The organism is Candidatus Phycosocius bacilliformis, assembly GCF_003112735.1.
GTDB classification, from domain to species: Bacteria; Pseudomonadota; Alphaproteobacteria; order Caulobacterales; family Aquidulcibacteraceae; genus Aquidulcibacter; species Aquidulcibacter bacilliformis.
On sequence record NZ_BFBR01000006.1, the window covers coordinates 58,142 to 71,575 of the forward strand.

Sequence of the window (13,434 nt, forward strand, 5' to 3'; positions counted from 1 at the left end):
CTGTCTCGCCCAATTCCGGGCCTTATTATGTGAGGGGTGGTGAACGCGACTGCAAGATCAAGGACGGGAAATCTTTTGGGCCTAAAGCGCGCTTGGTTCGTTTAGAACCACCTCGCGCGCCCAAAAATCTCAGGTTGGGCCAAGCCGCCACGTATGATAGCGATAGACTTCCTCAAAGCCCTCCCCCTCATACAGATGGCGGGCGGGGCCATTATTGGTTTCCACTTGCAACCAGAATAAGCGATAGTCGGCCTCATAGGCCCGCCCAGCAATCGCCCGGAAGACCGAGCGCGCAAGGCCTTGGTTGCGGTAATCAGCATGTGTGCGCATTGCAGCAATTCCCGCACTGTCGCCTGCAAAGCTGCAGAGGCCTGCGGCCACCGGCTTTGCGTCCAGAATAATCGTGCCAAAGGCGGAGGGATTGGGCAGGCGCTCAAAAATCTCTGCCCGTTCTTGCCCATCGCCTGCAGTGGCCCCTGTACCCATCACAAGTGCTTTGAACGCGGCGGTGACGCTGGGGCTGATCTCGACACGATGGATGGGTTCTGCTGGCTTACCGGTGGAGGCCATGACCGCCACTTCACTGACCACGCGATAGCCCCGGCTGGCAAGCTGGTCAGCCAGATGCGGATGAGAACAAACCGGCTGAGCAATCTTGAACTGGGGGGCCAAGCCCAGGCCGTGATAATGGGCCTCAACAGCGTCAATTGAGGCCTCCAATGGGCTGCCATCATGGTTGAGTGGCCAACATGAATTGGTGCGCCCGACATAACCTCTGCCGCTATGAACCTGCCAGCCATGGATTTGTGTCGTGTGGGCGGCAGGCCAACCGCGTGCTGTGGCGGCCTCAAGTTGTCGGATCAGATCAAGATGGGCCATTGCTTGTCACGGCTTAGCCCGCTGGGCGGCTGCGATCCCACGTCGCGCCCAGTGCAAGGCTTCCTCGGGATCATCAAGCCCGATGAGTGGCATCGCCCGATACGACATGGTCATCACCTCGCCACTGCCCTTGTCATAATGGAAATAGGGGCAGTCATGGGCATCAAAATCGGCCTGATTGTGCCGGTCGGCCTTAAGATAGATTTCGGTGTCGGCGATCAAGGCAAACATGCGGCCTGAATAATAGACCCCTGCCCCACCAAACATTTTGCGGACTTGAATGTCGCCCAAACCGGCAAATAACTCACGCGCAAGGGCGATACTGGCTTCCAGCGCCGGATTTGACTTACTCGGCCGCGGCAAACCTCAGTTGTCCTGTGCGGCTGGTACGATGGTGACGCTTTCTCCACAGCCGCAGGCATCGGTCTCATTGGGATTATTGAACACAAATCGTGTGTGCAGCTTTGTGGCCTCAACATCAACAACCGAGCCCAAGAGAAACAGGATGGCATTCGAGGCCACGAGGATTTTGACGCCCTTGTCCTCGACAATTTCATCCAGCGGGTCTGGGGCATCGGCATAGGCCATGACATATTCCATACCCGCACAGCCACCATTCTTCACCCCGACACGCAAATAGGGCTTGTCAGTCTTGGCCATGACAGCACGCACGCGGTCTGCTGCGGCCTCTGTCAAGCTGACAACTTGCGGGCGCGGGCGGCGCGGGCGGGTCGATAGGGTGTCGGTCGTGGTCATCATCATCCCCTATAGCATATTCAGCGCCAAACGGGCTTCATCACTCATTCGCGCTTGAGTCCAAGGCGGATCGAAGGTCACGATGGCCTTGGCCGAATTGATCCCTTTGACTGTCTTGGCCGCATCTTCCACCATGATAGGCAATTCACCTGCCACCGGGCAAGCCGGAGCGGTTAACGTCATGTCGATGTCGACATGGCCGCCGGCTTTAAGATCAACCTTGTAGATGAGGCCCAATTCATAGACATCAACCGGGATTTCAGGATCATAGACGGTCTTGAAAGCTTCGATCAGATCGTCGGTCAGGCGGGCGATCTCCTCTGGCGGCAGATCGGATGGCTCACGGTCGGGCTGGACAATCGGGGGGGCGGACACATCGAGCATGTCGCGGGCGGGGGTGGTTTCGTCGGTCATCTTCAGGCCTCAGAGCAAAAAGTCACGCGCTTTTTCAAGCGCTTGAACAAACTGGTCGATATCCTCACGGCTGGTATAGGCCGCCAAACTGGCCCGTGCCGTTGCCGTAACACCCAGCGCGGTCATCAAGGGTTGAGCACAATGATGGCCAGCCCGTACCGCCACGCCATAGCGGTCGAGCACTTGGGCCACGTCATGGGGATGGGCCCCGGCGATATTGAAAGCAATGATGCCACCTTTGCCCGGGGCGGTGCCATAAAGCGTGATGCCATTGACCCCGCGCAGGGCGGCCATGGCATGGGTCAGCAACTCATGTTCATGCGCCCGCAGCGCCGCGCGGTCTTGGGCCTGCACCCAGTCAATCGCCGCACTGAGGCCGACGGCCTCCGTAATGGCTGGGGTCCCAGCCTCAAATCGGAACGGGGGCACATTATAGGTGATCTTCTCTTTCGAGACGATCTCAATCATTTCCCCACCACCCTGCCATGGTGGCAGACGATGAAGCGCCTCGGGCTTGCCGTGAAGGACACCAATCCCGGTTGGCCCATAAAGTTTGTGGGGTGCGAACACATAAAAATCGGCCCCCAAAGCCTGCACATCGACATCCAAATGGACGACACCCTGACAACCATCAATCAGGACTTGGGCACCGACGTCGCGGGCCATGGCAACGATGGCTGCCACATCCTGTACGCATCCGAGCACATTGGACATATGCGAGATGGCCACCATTTTTGTGCGCGGGCCGATCAAGGCGGCCAGCGACTTCATATCCAGGCTGCCCTCAGGATTGATCGCGGCCCATTTCAACACAGCCCCAGAGCGTTCGGCTGCCATATGCCACGGCACGATATTGGCGTGATGCTCGAGCTCTGAGATGAGGATTTCATCACCCGGCTTCAGGCTTTGACTGATGCCCGCAGCCACCAGATTGATCGCCTCGGTCGCGCTTTTGGTAAAAATGATCTCATCTGCGCTCCCGGCATTGAGAAAGGCGGCCACTTTGGCACGTGCGGCTTCAAAGGCTTCGGTGGCTTCATTGGCCAAAGTATGCAGCCCCCGGTGCACATTGGCATAAGAGGTGCGCTGAAAATTGGCCATGGCCGAGATCACGCTTTCAGGCTTCTGCGCGCTTGCGGCACTGTCGAGATAGGCCAAAGGCCGGCCATGTATGGTGCGCGCCAGAATGGGAAATTGTGCCCGGATGGCGGCCAGATCAAGTTCTGTTGCCGGGGTTATGGTCGCAACACTCATGCTCTCACCTCCGCAAGCCAGTCCCGGGCAAGACCCACAAACCAGTCCCGCAGGCCGGGATCTGTCATGGCGTCAAATACCTCGGTGACAAAAGCTTCCACCAAAAGGGCGCGCGCGGTGACCGCATCAATGCCGCGCTGGCGCATATAGAAAAGTGCCTGATCATCCAGCGCCCCAATCGTATTGCCATGGGCGCACTGGACATCATCAGCATAGATTTCAAGTTCGGGTTTGACGTCGATTTCAGCCCCTTCGCTCAACATCAAGGCGTGATGGTTCTGGCGCGCATCGGTTTGTTGGGCAGCCCGCTCAACCAGAATTTTGCCCTGAAACACCCCGCGTGCGCGGTCTTGAACCGCCCCTTTGAACACTTCGCGGGTCTCTGACCCCGGTGCACGATGCACAACGCGTATGGTCATGTCTGCATGCGATTGTCCGGCCAGCAAATAGGCCCCTGACAAGTCACAGCGCGCGGTCGAGCCTGCCAAACACACAGTGGTTTCAGCGCGCGCCAGTTTGGCCCCAAACATCAAAGAGACAGCCGCATAGCTGCCCCCATTGGCAACCTCAACGCTGGTGTGGGTGAGATCGATAGCCTGCGCACCGCCACGCTGCACGCTATAGCGGATCAGGCGGGCACCAGCACCGACATCGGCCTCGATCAGGCCTGTTGCAAGCCCTGCCGCCGCAAGCCCCATGTCAATCAAGGTCAGCTCGGCCTTGTCGGCCAGCTCGATTCGCAGCCGCATGGGCGCACCCGGGTGACGACGCAGAACGATCGGTCGGGTCTGCGGACTGGTGACACGCAAAACCACCGCGCGGGGGGCGCGCCCGGCTGCGAGGACAGCCACAGGCCCCGCCCCGTCCATGGGCAGACTGTGCTCGGTCTCGATGATGAGGCCCTCATCCTTATCGCCTTCAAGACCAAAACCGTCAGGGGCGAAGTCCAGCACCAATGCTTCTTGCAGGCAGGCCGGGATGAGGCCTGCTGATCCATCAGGATCAGCGACAGGCTCGCTCAACGCAGCGCGCAGATCGGTCCATTTGAAAGCCTCCACCCGGCGGTTGGGCAAGCCTGAAGCCTTTAGACTGTCGCGGGCAGCATCGCCTGCTTCCGTCATTGGCAATCCAGCCAGTACCATAGCCTCACCGGGAGAAAGCGTCGGGGTGTCCAGCACCATCACGCGGCATCCTTATAGCGGTCATAACCGCCCTTTTCGAGCGCCAAGGCCAAATCTGGCCCGCCACTGTCAACGATCCGGCCACCGGCCAGCACATGCACCCGGTCTGGTTTGATATGGTCAAGCAAGCGTTGGTAATGGGTGATCACCAGCATGGCTTTATCCGGACCCCGCAGTGCATTGACCCCCTCTGACACCACTTTGAGGGCATCAATGTCCAACCCGGAATCGGTTTCATCCAAAATCATGAAGCGGGGATCAAGCAGCGCCATCTGATAGATTTCCATGCGCTTTTTCTCCCCACCCGAGAAACCGACATTGAGTGGCCGCTTCAGCATGTCCTGTGTCACACCCAGTTTCTTGGCCACATCGCGGGACAGCTTCATGAAGTCCGGCACACTGACCTCGCCCTCGCCACGGGCCTTGCGCTGGGCGTTGAGTGCGGTTCGCAGAAAGGTCAGCGTGGGTACACCGGGGATTTCGAGGGGATATTGGAATGATAGGAACAAGCCCTTGGCAGCCCGCTCCTCGGGCGCAAGCGACACCAAATCCTCGCCATTGAGCGTGGCCGTGCCTTGGGTGACCTCATAGCCATCGCGGCCCGTCAGCGCATAGGACAATGTCGACTTGCCCGCCCCATTGGGTCCCATGATGGCATGAACTTCACCTGCGGGGACTTCCAAGGTCAGGCCCTTGATGATCGGCGTACCGCCAACGTCGACATGAAGATTGTGGATTTTCAGCATGGGAAGGTCTTTCGAATTCGTGATGAGCTTGCGGCAGGATGTGGGATCGTGATTGGATTATGTTTGGCGTGGGTATTTCGATCGGGAAACATCATGCACCCGCCTCAATCGGCTTGAGGATTTCGATGCGATTGCCAAACGGGTCATAGAGAAAAGCCCGCACATGGCCCGGTAATTCTGTGTCATGCTTGACGCGAAAGCCGCGCTCTCTGGCCTGCTCGGCAAGTTCGGCAACATCGGCAACCAAGAAGGCAACATGGGCCTTGTCATTGGCGCGGAAGTCCTGCTCCACACCCAAATGCACCTTAACCAAGCCAGCCTGATACCAAGCCCCGCCACGCGTGGCCATACTGGCTGGCTTGGGCACTTCGATCAGCCCCAATAGGTCGGCATAAAAGCCGCGCGCGACCGCTTCACCCCCCTCAGGGATGGCGATCTGAACATGGTCAATGGCAGCAATTGGGGTCACGGGCGATATGCTCGCTGTAAAGGGGCTTTGTGCAAAGCCATTAAGGCAAACGGGCAGATCTGAGGGTAGGACACTGTCATCCCACACTCCCCTCTAGGCTGATGGCAACAAGCTTTTGGGCCTCAACGGCAAATTCCATCGGCAATTCCTGCAGGACTTCACGCACGAAACCATTGACCAGAAGCGCCACCGCATCCTCGGTCGGCAACCCGCGCTGACGACAATAAAAAAGCTGGTCTTCGCTCAACCGGGTGGTTGTGGCCTCATGTTCAAACGTCGCATAGGGCGTCTTGGCTTCGACATAAGGTATTGTGTGGGCACCGCATTGGTCGCCGATCAGCAGGCTGTCGCACTGGGTGAAATTGCGCGCCCCTTTTGCCTTGGCGTGGGCGCTGACCTGTCCGCGATAGGTGTTGTTGCTGCGCCCGGCTGAAATGCCTTTGGACACAATGCGCGAGCGGGTGTTGGCACCCAGATGGATCATCTTGGTGCCCGTGTCGGCCTGTTGGTGGCCATTGGTAATAGCGATGGAATAAAACTCGCCCTGGCTTTCCTCCCCCCGCAAGATGCAGGAAGGATATTTCCACGTCACCGCTGAACCCGTTTCAACCTGCGTCCAACTCACCTTTGAGCGCGCGCCCCGGCAGTCGGCCCGCTTGGTGACGAAGTTATAAATCCCGCCCAGACCGTTCTTGTCACCGGGATACCAGTTCTGAACGGTGGAATATTTGATCTCGGCATCCTCCAAGGCCACGAGTTCAACCACCGCCGCATGGAGCTGGTTTTCATCGCGCTTGGGCGCGGTACAACCTTCCAGATAAGAGACATAGGAACCCTTGTCAGCAATGATCAAGGTGCGTTCAAATTGCCCTGTCTCGGCCGCATTGATGCGGAAATAGGTCGACAATTCCATCGGGCAGCGCACCCCCGGCGGGATATAGACAAAGGTCCCGTCCGAAAACACGGCACTGTTCAATGTGGCATAGAAATTGTCGCTCAACGGCACAACGCTGCCCAGATAGGCTTGCACCAGCTCTGGATGCTCACGCACGGCTTCAGACATAGAGCAAAAAATCACGCCAGACTTGGCTAATTCCTCGCGGAAAGTGGTGGCAACAGATACGCTGTCAAATACCGCATCAACGGCAATGCGCGGAGCGCCTCTGACCCCGGCAAGGACTTCCTGCTCGCGCAAGGGAATGCCCAGCTTTTGATAGGTCGCCAGAATTTCGGGGTCGAGCTCATCAAGACTATTGAGCTCAACCTTGGCTTTGGGGGCCGCGTAATAATAAGCGTCTTGGAAGTCGATCGCCGGATAGCGCACCATCGCCCACGAAGGTTCTTGCATTGTCTGCCAGCGTTCAAACGCCCGCAGTCGCCAGTCGAGCATCCATTGCGGTTCCTCCTTCTTGGCGGAAATAAAGCGCACAATGTCGGTATTCAGGCCCTTGGGGGCCATGTCCATCTCAATTTCCGTGACAAAGCCATGCTCATATTCAGCAATACTTTCAACGGTTTCAATGGTTTCTTTAACGGCGGGCATGAGACGCTTCAGCCTTTCAGGCAGCTTGGGAGGAAAGTGGGCGACCTGCGCGCGCGGCCGCCTTGAGATAAAGATCAGCCAGGCGCGCACCATCCTCGACCTGGCTTGACCAGCCGAAGCTGGCGCGGATGGCAGAGGTTGCAGCCAAGTCGGAGAAACCGGCAGCCTTGAGCACGCGTGACATTTTCACTTTGCCGGATGAACATGCCGAGCCGGCCGAAATCGCTGCCCCGGCCAGATCAAGCGCCATGACTTGCGCAGCCCCTTCCCAGCCCTCCACCACAATACAGGACGTATTGGCAAGTCTACGGACCTGATGGCCGACGAACTCAACCTCTGGCAAAGCAGTTGCCACAGCCAACTCAAAGCCATGGCGGGCCTCGCTGGTCAGCCGCTGGAAATCAAGGACGGCGTCATCCCCGCAAGCGGCTCGGGCTGCTGCCGCAAAGCCAGCAATGGCTGCGATGTTTTCAGTTCCACTGCGGCCACCGCGCTCTTGACCACCACCGCTGCGATGATTGACCACATCAATCCCGGGAGCCGAGATCAGGGCACCTGCCCCACCTGGGCCGCCAATCTTGTGGGAGGAGACCACCAACCAATCTGCCAGACCAGCAAACTGACCCACGGAGACCTTGCCCAACAGCTGGACACCATCACACAAGAGTGCCCCGCCCACAGCCCTTACTTTGGTGGAAATTAAATTGAGCGGTTGCAGCGTGCCGACCTCATTATTGGCACCTTGCACGATGACAAGGGGTTGGCCGCGCTGGTTATCAAGTTCACCAGACAGCCAGGCCACATCAACAAGCCCACCCCGATTAACCGGGATGATCTGGGCCTCGGGCCAGAGGCGGGCGGCATAAGTCCACACAGCATCATGCTCAACCGCTGAAATGAAAACGGGGCCAAAGCCCATGGCTTTGGCGCTTTCAAGGCACAGATGCAGCGCTTCGGTTGCACCGCTGGTGAGCGTTATGGCTTCGGCTTGACATTCAAGGACTTTGGCAAGGCTTTCGCGCGCATCTTCCAGCAAACGCTTGGCCCGCCGACCTTCGCCATGCACTGAAGAGGGGTTGCCGCCCACATCCAAGGCCTCCAGCATCGCTGCCCGCGCTTCAGGCCGCAGCGGGGTGGTCGCATTGTGGTCAGCATACAGGCGCGAGGTCATTCTGCCGCCTCACGCGCAAACTGGGCCAAAGCCTCTGCCTTACCCGGCATTTGACGCGACAGGACGTCAGCCAAGGTCACCGCCCCCAGGAACAGGCTGATATGGCGGGAAAGCTCGTCCCAAAGATCGTGCGTCAAACAGCGCCGATTGGCTTTCAGGCATCCCACGCGGACATGGGCGTCGCAGCGTGTGACCTTCAAAGGTTCTTCAACCGCCTGCATGATCGCGCCAATGGAAATTTGGTCCGGATTGGCGGCCAGACGATATCCACCACCGGGTCCGCGCGCGCTTGCGACCAAACCGCGACGGCGCAGGCGCGCAAACAATTGTTCCAGATAGGATTGGCTGATCTCTTGGCGTTCAGCAATCTCGCTCAGATTGACCGCGCGACCACGGCTTGCTGCGGCCTCGCTATTTTGAGCCAGATCCACCATCGCCATGACAGCGTAGCGTCCTTTGGTCGACAATTCCATGCGCTTGGCCTTTCTGTGCGTCCCTGTGACAGACCCGACATGTCCCAAGAAGGCGGCCAACCATGCGGTTTGCAGCCCTATTGCGGAAAATCTTGGCTTTTTGCTAGCAGACTATGATACGAGCCCGCTCCGGTTCATGATTGGACCTAGTATTCCCGACCCCAGAGGTCAAGAATTAAACTGAGCAAGATGGCTGAACTTATCCTTACTGGCGCGGCGGGTCGCCTCGAAGCCCGATACAATCAGGCCGAATCGGAAAATGCGCCGATTGCCTTGATCCTCCACAATCATCCCAAAGCGGGTGGCTCGATGCAGGATCGGGTCACGGTCATGCTGCACAAATTGTTCGTTGAACGCGGCTTTTCCACTTTGCGGTTCAATTTCCGCGGTGTGGGTCGCAGCCAAGGCAATTTCGACAATGGCCAAGGCGAATTGTCCGATGCGGCCAGCGCGCTGGATTGGTTGCAGAGCCAGAACCCTGTTGCCCCTGTGACTTGGGTCGCCGGCTATTCATTTGGTTCCTATATCGCCCTGCAATTGTTGATGCGCCGACCTGAAATCGACGGCTTTATCACGGTGGCGACCCCGGCCAATCATTATGATTTGTCGTTCCTTGCGCCCTGCCCGTCTTCTGGCATGATGTTTTACGGCTCCAACGACCAAGTGTCGCCGCCTGCGGACCTTGAGCGGTCGGCGTCGAAAATCCGCACGCAGAAGGGCGAGACGGTTGAGTGGGAAATGATCGAGGGCGCAGATCACTTCTATCGCAATGAATTGGATCTGTTACGTGACCGGGCGGCAAACTATCTTGATCGGCGGCTGGCCCAACCGCGCAAAGCAGCCCCCGCGCCACGACGTTAGATCCCTCGGCCCGGGCAGTTTACTGGCCGGGCCAGAATTTAGGGCATAGGTTCCCCTTGTGCCGATGGGCCCCGCGCTTGGGCGACCCAAGGCCCTTTGCGCGACGGGATGTCATAGAAATAGACGCGCCAGCCAGCGCGCATCAGCAAAGCGCCGTCTGGGATATCCCCAGGCCCAAACACATGACTCTGGCCACGCAGATCAAGGGCAAGAATGCCTCGCCCACGCCCGCCATAAACATAGCGGGCCTGCCAATCCCCCTCACCGACCTGGCACTGGCGTGCATAGCCGAATTGGCCCGAACTGAGGAGACGGTCGTGCGACGCCGGATCAAGACCGGCGGCATCAATTAATCGATTTGCGTCAAACCGCCCGCCAGATGTGCGGCACAAACTGGCATCACCAGTCGACGGTGTCGCCAAGATCGCCCGACCTTCCGGCCCAATCCACGCCACGGGACGGGGGCTTGCGGCCCATAGTCCAAAACCAAACACAAAGCCAATAATGGCGAGGAACCTCAGTTGCGAGCGCCACAAGCACAGCCAGAGCACGGCCAAGATGAGAATGATCGGGGCGGTGGATCCGGTCCAGCCAATCCGTGCATTAGCTCCCGGCAAGTCTGCCACCCAATGGGCGAGGTCTAATGTGATGGCGAGCCCGTTGGCCGCCCCTTGCCAAGCCCAAGCGTCGAGCCTGAATGGTGCCAAAATTGCTGCCAATGTGGCCAAAGGTGCGACCCAGAAATCCAAAATTGGGGCGGCCAGCACATTGGCAGGCAAAGACCAAGGCGCAACTCGGCCGAAGGTTGCCGCCGAGACAGGAGCCGTTGCAAGCCCGGCGACAAGACTGGTGGCAGCCGCTGCCCCAAACCATCCCACAATGCGCGTAGGAAAAATCGGCCGCGGACCGGTTGGTGATTGGCCCTCGCGGGCTTCCCAAAGCGCGACCAATCCAGCTGTGGCCAGAAAACTCATTTGAAAGCCCGGATCGATCGCACTTTCGGGCAACGTCATCAGCACGCACATGGCCGCGATTGCCAGACCGCGCATCGAAATGGCCTTGCGATTGAGCAAAATGGCACCATAGGCGATGGCAGACATGATGAAGGCGCGGACGGCAGGCGCTTCGGCCCCGGTGAACACACAATAGGTCAATGTGAATGCTAAAGCCGCGATGGCGGCAATCTTGCGTGCGTCGAACCGCAGGGCAACAGGTGGCACAAGGGCAATCAGGCGCCAGAAGAGCAGATAGATCAGCCCACCCAAAAGCCCAACATGTAAGCCTGAAACCGAAATGACATGGGAAAGTCCTGCTGTTTGAAGCGCCTGACTGTCAGACTGACTGAGCCAAGCCCGATCCCCGGTTGCGACAGCTGCCAAGAATCCCCCGCCATGTCCCTCAGTCACCTCAACGATATGGCGGGCAGCAGCTGAGCGCCATTCGGCTAATTGAAGGCCTGCCTTTTGCCCGATTGAGCTTGGCTGAGACACAACCAAACAAGGCTTAAGGGCGTAACCGACTCCGCCCAGCCCCTGGAACCATGCCCGTCGACTGTGATCATAAGCACCGGGAACCACGGGACCGGGAGGAGGACGTAGCATGGCCATGCAGCGGATTTGTTGACCAGGCTTTGGCGGCTCATCCTCTGCCAATGCCAGCCGAACGGCATGGGGTTGGTCACTGGGCTTTAAGCCTTCCACGGTTTCCACCACGATGAGGGCCCGCCATTTCTCGGCCTGCGTCCGATCAATGGCTTGGACAAATCCCGTCACAATTTGAGGCTTTCCTGTATCAACCACGATGGGGGCCGCAACAGCTTGTGCCCGCAGCAAGCCCGACGCCCCGCCCCCCAGAAAGGCGGCACTCAGCAAAGCAAACAGTCCGACAGTTGAGAGCAGGCCTGCGATCCTCGTGTCTGCCAGACGCTGTGTCCCCAAACTCATACCCAGCCATAAAGCCAGGGCGACAAGCGTTAGGCTGACCCACGCCCAGACTGGGTCATCAGCACGCACTGAACAGCCCATTCCCGCCCCGAAGGCAAAAGCAACCGGAAGCCACAAAATCAGCCGGTCAGCTTCTTGTGCGCGCATGTTCTGCAGACGATCGCCTAACCAGATGCGCAGACGGCTTTCCCCTTCACGGGGGCGTGTTATGAGGCGGCCATCGCCACGCCGTGTGGTCGATCCCGTCTTTGAATTTGTCTCTCTGCCAGAAGCTATCGCCATCATGCATGCTCCCACTGAAACGACAGGTCACACACACGAAGCCACCGGCAGTGCGATTGTGACGCGGTTTGCGCCTTCTCCGACCGGCTATCTCCATATTGGAGGGGCAAGAACGGCTTTGTTCAACTGGCTTTTTGCACGAAAAGCAGGGGGCAAATATCTGCTGAGGATCGAAGATACTGACCGCGAACGCTCAACCGAGGCTGCGGTCAATGCCATTCTCAACGGCTTGGCTTGGCTGGGCTTAGAGGCCGATGGCCCGCCCTTGTTCCAATTTGCCCGCGCCGCGCGCCACCGCGAAGCGGCCGAAAGCCTGGTTGAGCGCGGTGGGGCCTTCCGCTGTTATTTGACCCCCGAAGAGGAGACAGCCTTAAAGGATGCGGCGCGCGCCGAGGGAAAAGCTTTCCGCTCGCCCTGGCGCAATCCTGATTATGGTACGCCGCCGCCAGCGGCCCGCTATGTCGTGCGTCTGCGGGCACCGGGGGACAATGAGCGCATTGAAGTCGCCGACAAGGTTCAAGGAGTTGTCACCACCGCCGGGCGCGAGATTGATGATTTTATCTTGCTGCGTTCAGATCTCACACCGACTTACATGTTGGCCGTGGTGGTGGATGATCAGGATATGGGTGTCACCCATGTCATTCGCGGAGACGATCATTTGACCAATGCCGCCCGTCAAACCGCCTTGATCCGCGCCTTTGGCTGGCGTGTGCCGACTTATGCCCATATCCCGTTGATTCACGGCGATGACGGCAAGAAGCTGTCCAAGCGTCATGGTGCCTTGGGGGTCGAGGAATATCGCGACATGGGCTATCTTCCTGAAGCCATGCGCGCCTATTTGTTGCGGCTGGGCTGGTCAAAAGGCGATCTGGATATTGTCAGTACCGAGCAAGCGCTTGAACTCTTCGATCTCGAGGGCTTGGGGCGCAGTCCATCGCGGCTCGACTTTGCCAAGATGGACAGTGTGAACGCCCATTTCATCCGCTTGGCCGATGACCAACGCCTTGTAAGCCTGATGCGCGAGCATGCGGCGCGGCGTGGCCTGCCAGATTTGCGACTCGATGACGCAGCTCTGGTCCCCGCCATGGCCTTCCTCAAAGAACGTGCCAAAACTTTGCCCGAGCTCTTGACCCAGTTTAGCTTCTTGCTGGCCGAGCGCCCGCTCACGCGTGATGAGAAGACAATCAAAGCCTTATCGGAGGAAGTGGTCGCCCGCCTGGCCCGGCTAAGGCCAGTCCTTGCCGCGGTTGAAACCTGGGAACACGTCACCATAAAGACGGCGCTCGACGACTTTGCTGCGCATGAAGGCGTGGGGTTCGGCAAGATCGGACCAGGCCTGCGCGCTGCACTGACCGGTGGCCTTCCAGCTCCGGATTTGGCAATCGCATTACAGCTGTTGGGAAAAACAGAAAGTCTGCTGCGTCTTGATGACGTGATGTAAACTTCTGATGTGGAAAATGGT

At 58.6% G+C, this 13,434-nt stretch carries 14 protein-coding genes; 2 read left to right on the top strand and 12 right to left on the bottom strand.

The features are described 5' to 3' along the window. Window positions 1–129: 129 nt before the first annotated feature. From PbB2_RS10220 to PbB2_RS10270, 11 genes are all read right to left on the bottom strand, one after another. The gene (locus PbB2_RS10220; RefSeq protein WP_108985226.1) at window positions 130–879 is read right to left on the bottom strand and encodes a GNAT family N-acetyltransferase; all 750 of its coding nucleotides are present in this window, start codon (window positions 877–879) and stop codon (window positions 130–132) included. Between the two features lie 6 nt (window positions 880–885). Then, entirely contained in the window at window positions 886–1,242 is a 357-nt protein-coding gene (locus tag PbB2_RS10225; RefSeq protein ID WP_108985227.1) for a TfoX/Sxy family protein, read from the bottom strand. A gap of 3 nt (window positions 1,243–1,245) precedes the next feature. Then, window positions 1,246–1,635: a HesB/IscA family protein gene (locus tag PbB2_RS10230; protein ID WP_108985411.1), complete on the bottom strand. Its 390-nt coding sequence runs from the start codon at window positions 1,633–1,635 to the stop codon at window positions 1,246–1,248. A gap of 9 nt (window positions 1,636–1,644) precedes the next feature. Continuing rightward, the gene (locus PbB2_RS10235; protein ID WP_420887462.1) at window positions 1,645–2,019 is read right to left on the bottom strand and encodes a DUF59 domain-containing protein; all 375 of its coding nucleotides are present in this window, start codon (window positions 2,017–2,019) and stop codon (window positions 1,645–1,647) included. Window positions 2,020–2,058: 39 nt separating this feature from the next. Next, the gene (locus PbB2_RS10240; protein WP_108985229.1) at window positions 2,059–3,303 is read right to left on the bottom strand and encodes an aminotransferase class V-fold PLP-dependent enzyme; all 1,245 of its coding nucleotides are present in this window, start codon (window positions 3,301–3,303) and stop codon (window positions 2,059–2,061) included. Beyond that, complete coding sequence (sufD, locus tag PbB2_RS10245; protein ID WP_108985230.1) at window positions 3,300–4,484, bottom strand: Fe-S cluster assembly protein SufD; 1,185 nt, start codon at window positions 4,482–4,484, stop codon at window positions 3,300–3,302. The genes PbB2_RS10240 and sufD overlap by 4 nt, the downstream gene beginning before the upstream one ends. Beyond that, entirely contained in the window at window positions 4,484–5,230 is a 747-nt protein-coding gene (gene sufC, locus PbB2_RS10250; protein WP_108985231.1) for a Fe-S cluster assembly ATPase SufC, read from the bottom strand. The genes sufD and sufC overlap by 1 nt, the downstream gene beginning before the upstream one ends. Before the next feature lie 91 nt (window positions 5,231–5,321). Next, on the bottom strand, window positions 5,322–5,699 hold the full coding sequence (locus PbB2_RS10255; RefSeq protein WP_108985412.1) for a VOC family protein: 378 nt from the start codon (window positions 5,697–5,699) through the stop codon (window positions 5,322–5,324). Between the two features lie 76 nt (window positions 5,700–5,775). After that, window positions 5,776–7,242, bottom strand: coding sequence for a Fe-S cluster assembly protein SufB (gene sufB / locus PbB2_RS10260; RefSeq protein WP_108985232.1), 1,467 nt, complete (start codon window positions 7,240–7,242; stop codon window positions 5,776–5,778). 16 nt (window positions 7,243–7,258) lie between these two features. After that, entirely contained in the window at window positions 7,259–8,413 is a 1,155-nt protein-coding gene (locus PbB2_RS10265; protein ID WP_108985233.1) for a cysteine desulfurase family protein, read from the bottom strand. Then, entirely contained in the window at window positions 8,410–8,886 is a 477-nt protein-coding gene (locus tag PbB2_RS10270; RefSeq protein WP_108985234.1) for an Rrf2 family transcriptional regulator, read from the bottom strand. The genes PbB2_RS10265 and PbB2_RS10270 overlap by 4 nt, the downstream gene beginning before the upstream one ends. Window positions 8,887–9,075: 189 nt before the next feature. On the opposite strand from PbB2_RS10270, the gene PbB2_RS10275 reads away from it, so the two are divergent. Next, the gene (locus tag PbB2_RS10275) at window positions 9,076–9,747 is read left to right on the top strand and encodes an alpha/beta hydrolase (RefSeq protein WP_108985235.1); all 672 of its coding nucleotides are present in this window, start codon (window positions 9,076–9,078) and stop codon (window positions 9,745–9,747) included. Between the two features lie 38 nt (window positions 9,748–9,785). Here the strand turns inward: PbB2_RS10275 and PbB2_RS10280 are convergent, their stop codons facing one another. Then, complete coding sequence (locus PbB2_RS10280; protein ID WP_238164965.1) at window positions 9,786–11,972, bottom strand: ComEC/Rec2 family competence protein; 2,187 nt, start codon at window positions 11,970–11,972, stop codon at window positions 9,786–9,788. A 1-nt stretch (window position 11,973) separates the two neighbouring features. On the opposite strand from PbB2_RS10280, the gene gltX reads away from it, so the two are divergent. Continuing rightward, window positions 11,974–13,413, top strand: a complete 1,440-nt coding sequence (gene gltX / locus PbB2_RS10285; RefSeq protein WP_108985237.1) for a glutamate--tRNA ligase — start codon at window positions 11,974–11,976, stop codon at window positions 13,411–13,413. Window positions 13,414–13,434 lie beyond the last annotated feature (21 nt).

What these genes read in the sequence shown, in the direction of transcription:
- PbB2_RS10240 (WP_108985229.1), bottom strand. Translation starts at nt 3,303, where the DNA reads ATGAGTGTTGCGACCATAACCCCGGCAACAGAACTTGATCTGGCCGCC.
- PbB2_RS10275 (WP_108985235.1), top strand. Translation starts at nt 9,076, where the DNA reads ATGGCTGAACTTATCCTTACTGGCGCGGCGGGTCGCCTCGAAGCCCGA.
- sufC (WP_108985231.1), bottom strand. Translation starts at nt 5,230, where the DNA reads ATGCTGAAAATCCACAATCTTCATGTCGACGTTGGCGGTACGCCGATC.
- PbB2_RS10265 (WP_108985233.1), bottom strand. Translation starts at nt 8,413, where the DNA reads ATGACCTCGCGCCTGTATGCTGACCACAATGCGACCACCCCGCTGCGG.
- gltX (WP_108985237.1), top strand. Translation starts at nt 11,974, where the DNA reads ATGCATGCTCCCACTGAAACGACAGGTCACACACACGAAGCCACCGGC.
- PbB2_RS10220 (WP_108985226.1), bottom strand. Translation starts at nt 879, where the DNA reads ATGGCCCATCTTGATCTGATCCGACAACTTGAGGCCGCCACAGCACGC.
- PbB2_RS10235 (WP_420887462.1), bottom strand. Translation starts at nt 2,019, where the DNA reads ATGCTCGATGTGTCCGCCCCCCCGATTGTCCAGCCCGACCGTGAGCCA.
- PbB2_RS10270 (WP_108985234.1), bottom strand. Translation starts at nt 8,886, where the DNA reads ATGGAATTGTCGACCAAAGGACGCTACGCTGTCATGGCGATGGTGGAT.
- PbB2_RS10230 (WP_108985411.1), bottom strand. Translation starts at nt 1,635, where the DNA reads ATGACCACGACCGACACCCTATCGACCCGCCCGCGCCGCCCGCGCCCG.
- sufB (WP_108985232.1), bottom strand. Translation starts at nt 7,242, where the DNA reads ATGCCCGCCGTTAAAGAAACCATTGAAACCGTTGAAAGTATTGCTGAA.
- PbB2_RS10280 (WP_238164965.1), bottom strand. Translation starts at nt 11,972, where the DNA reads ATGGCGATAGCTTCTGGCAGAGAGACAAATTCAAAGACGGGATCGACC.
- sufD (WP_108985230.1), bottom strand. Translation starts at nt 4,484, where the DNA reads ATGGTGCTGGACACCCCGACGCTTTCTCCCGGTGAGGCTATGGTACTG.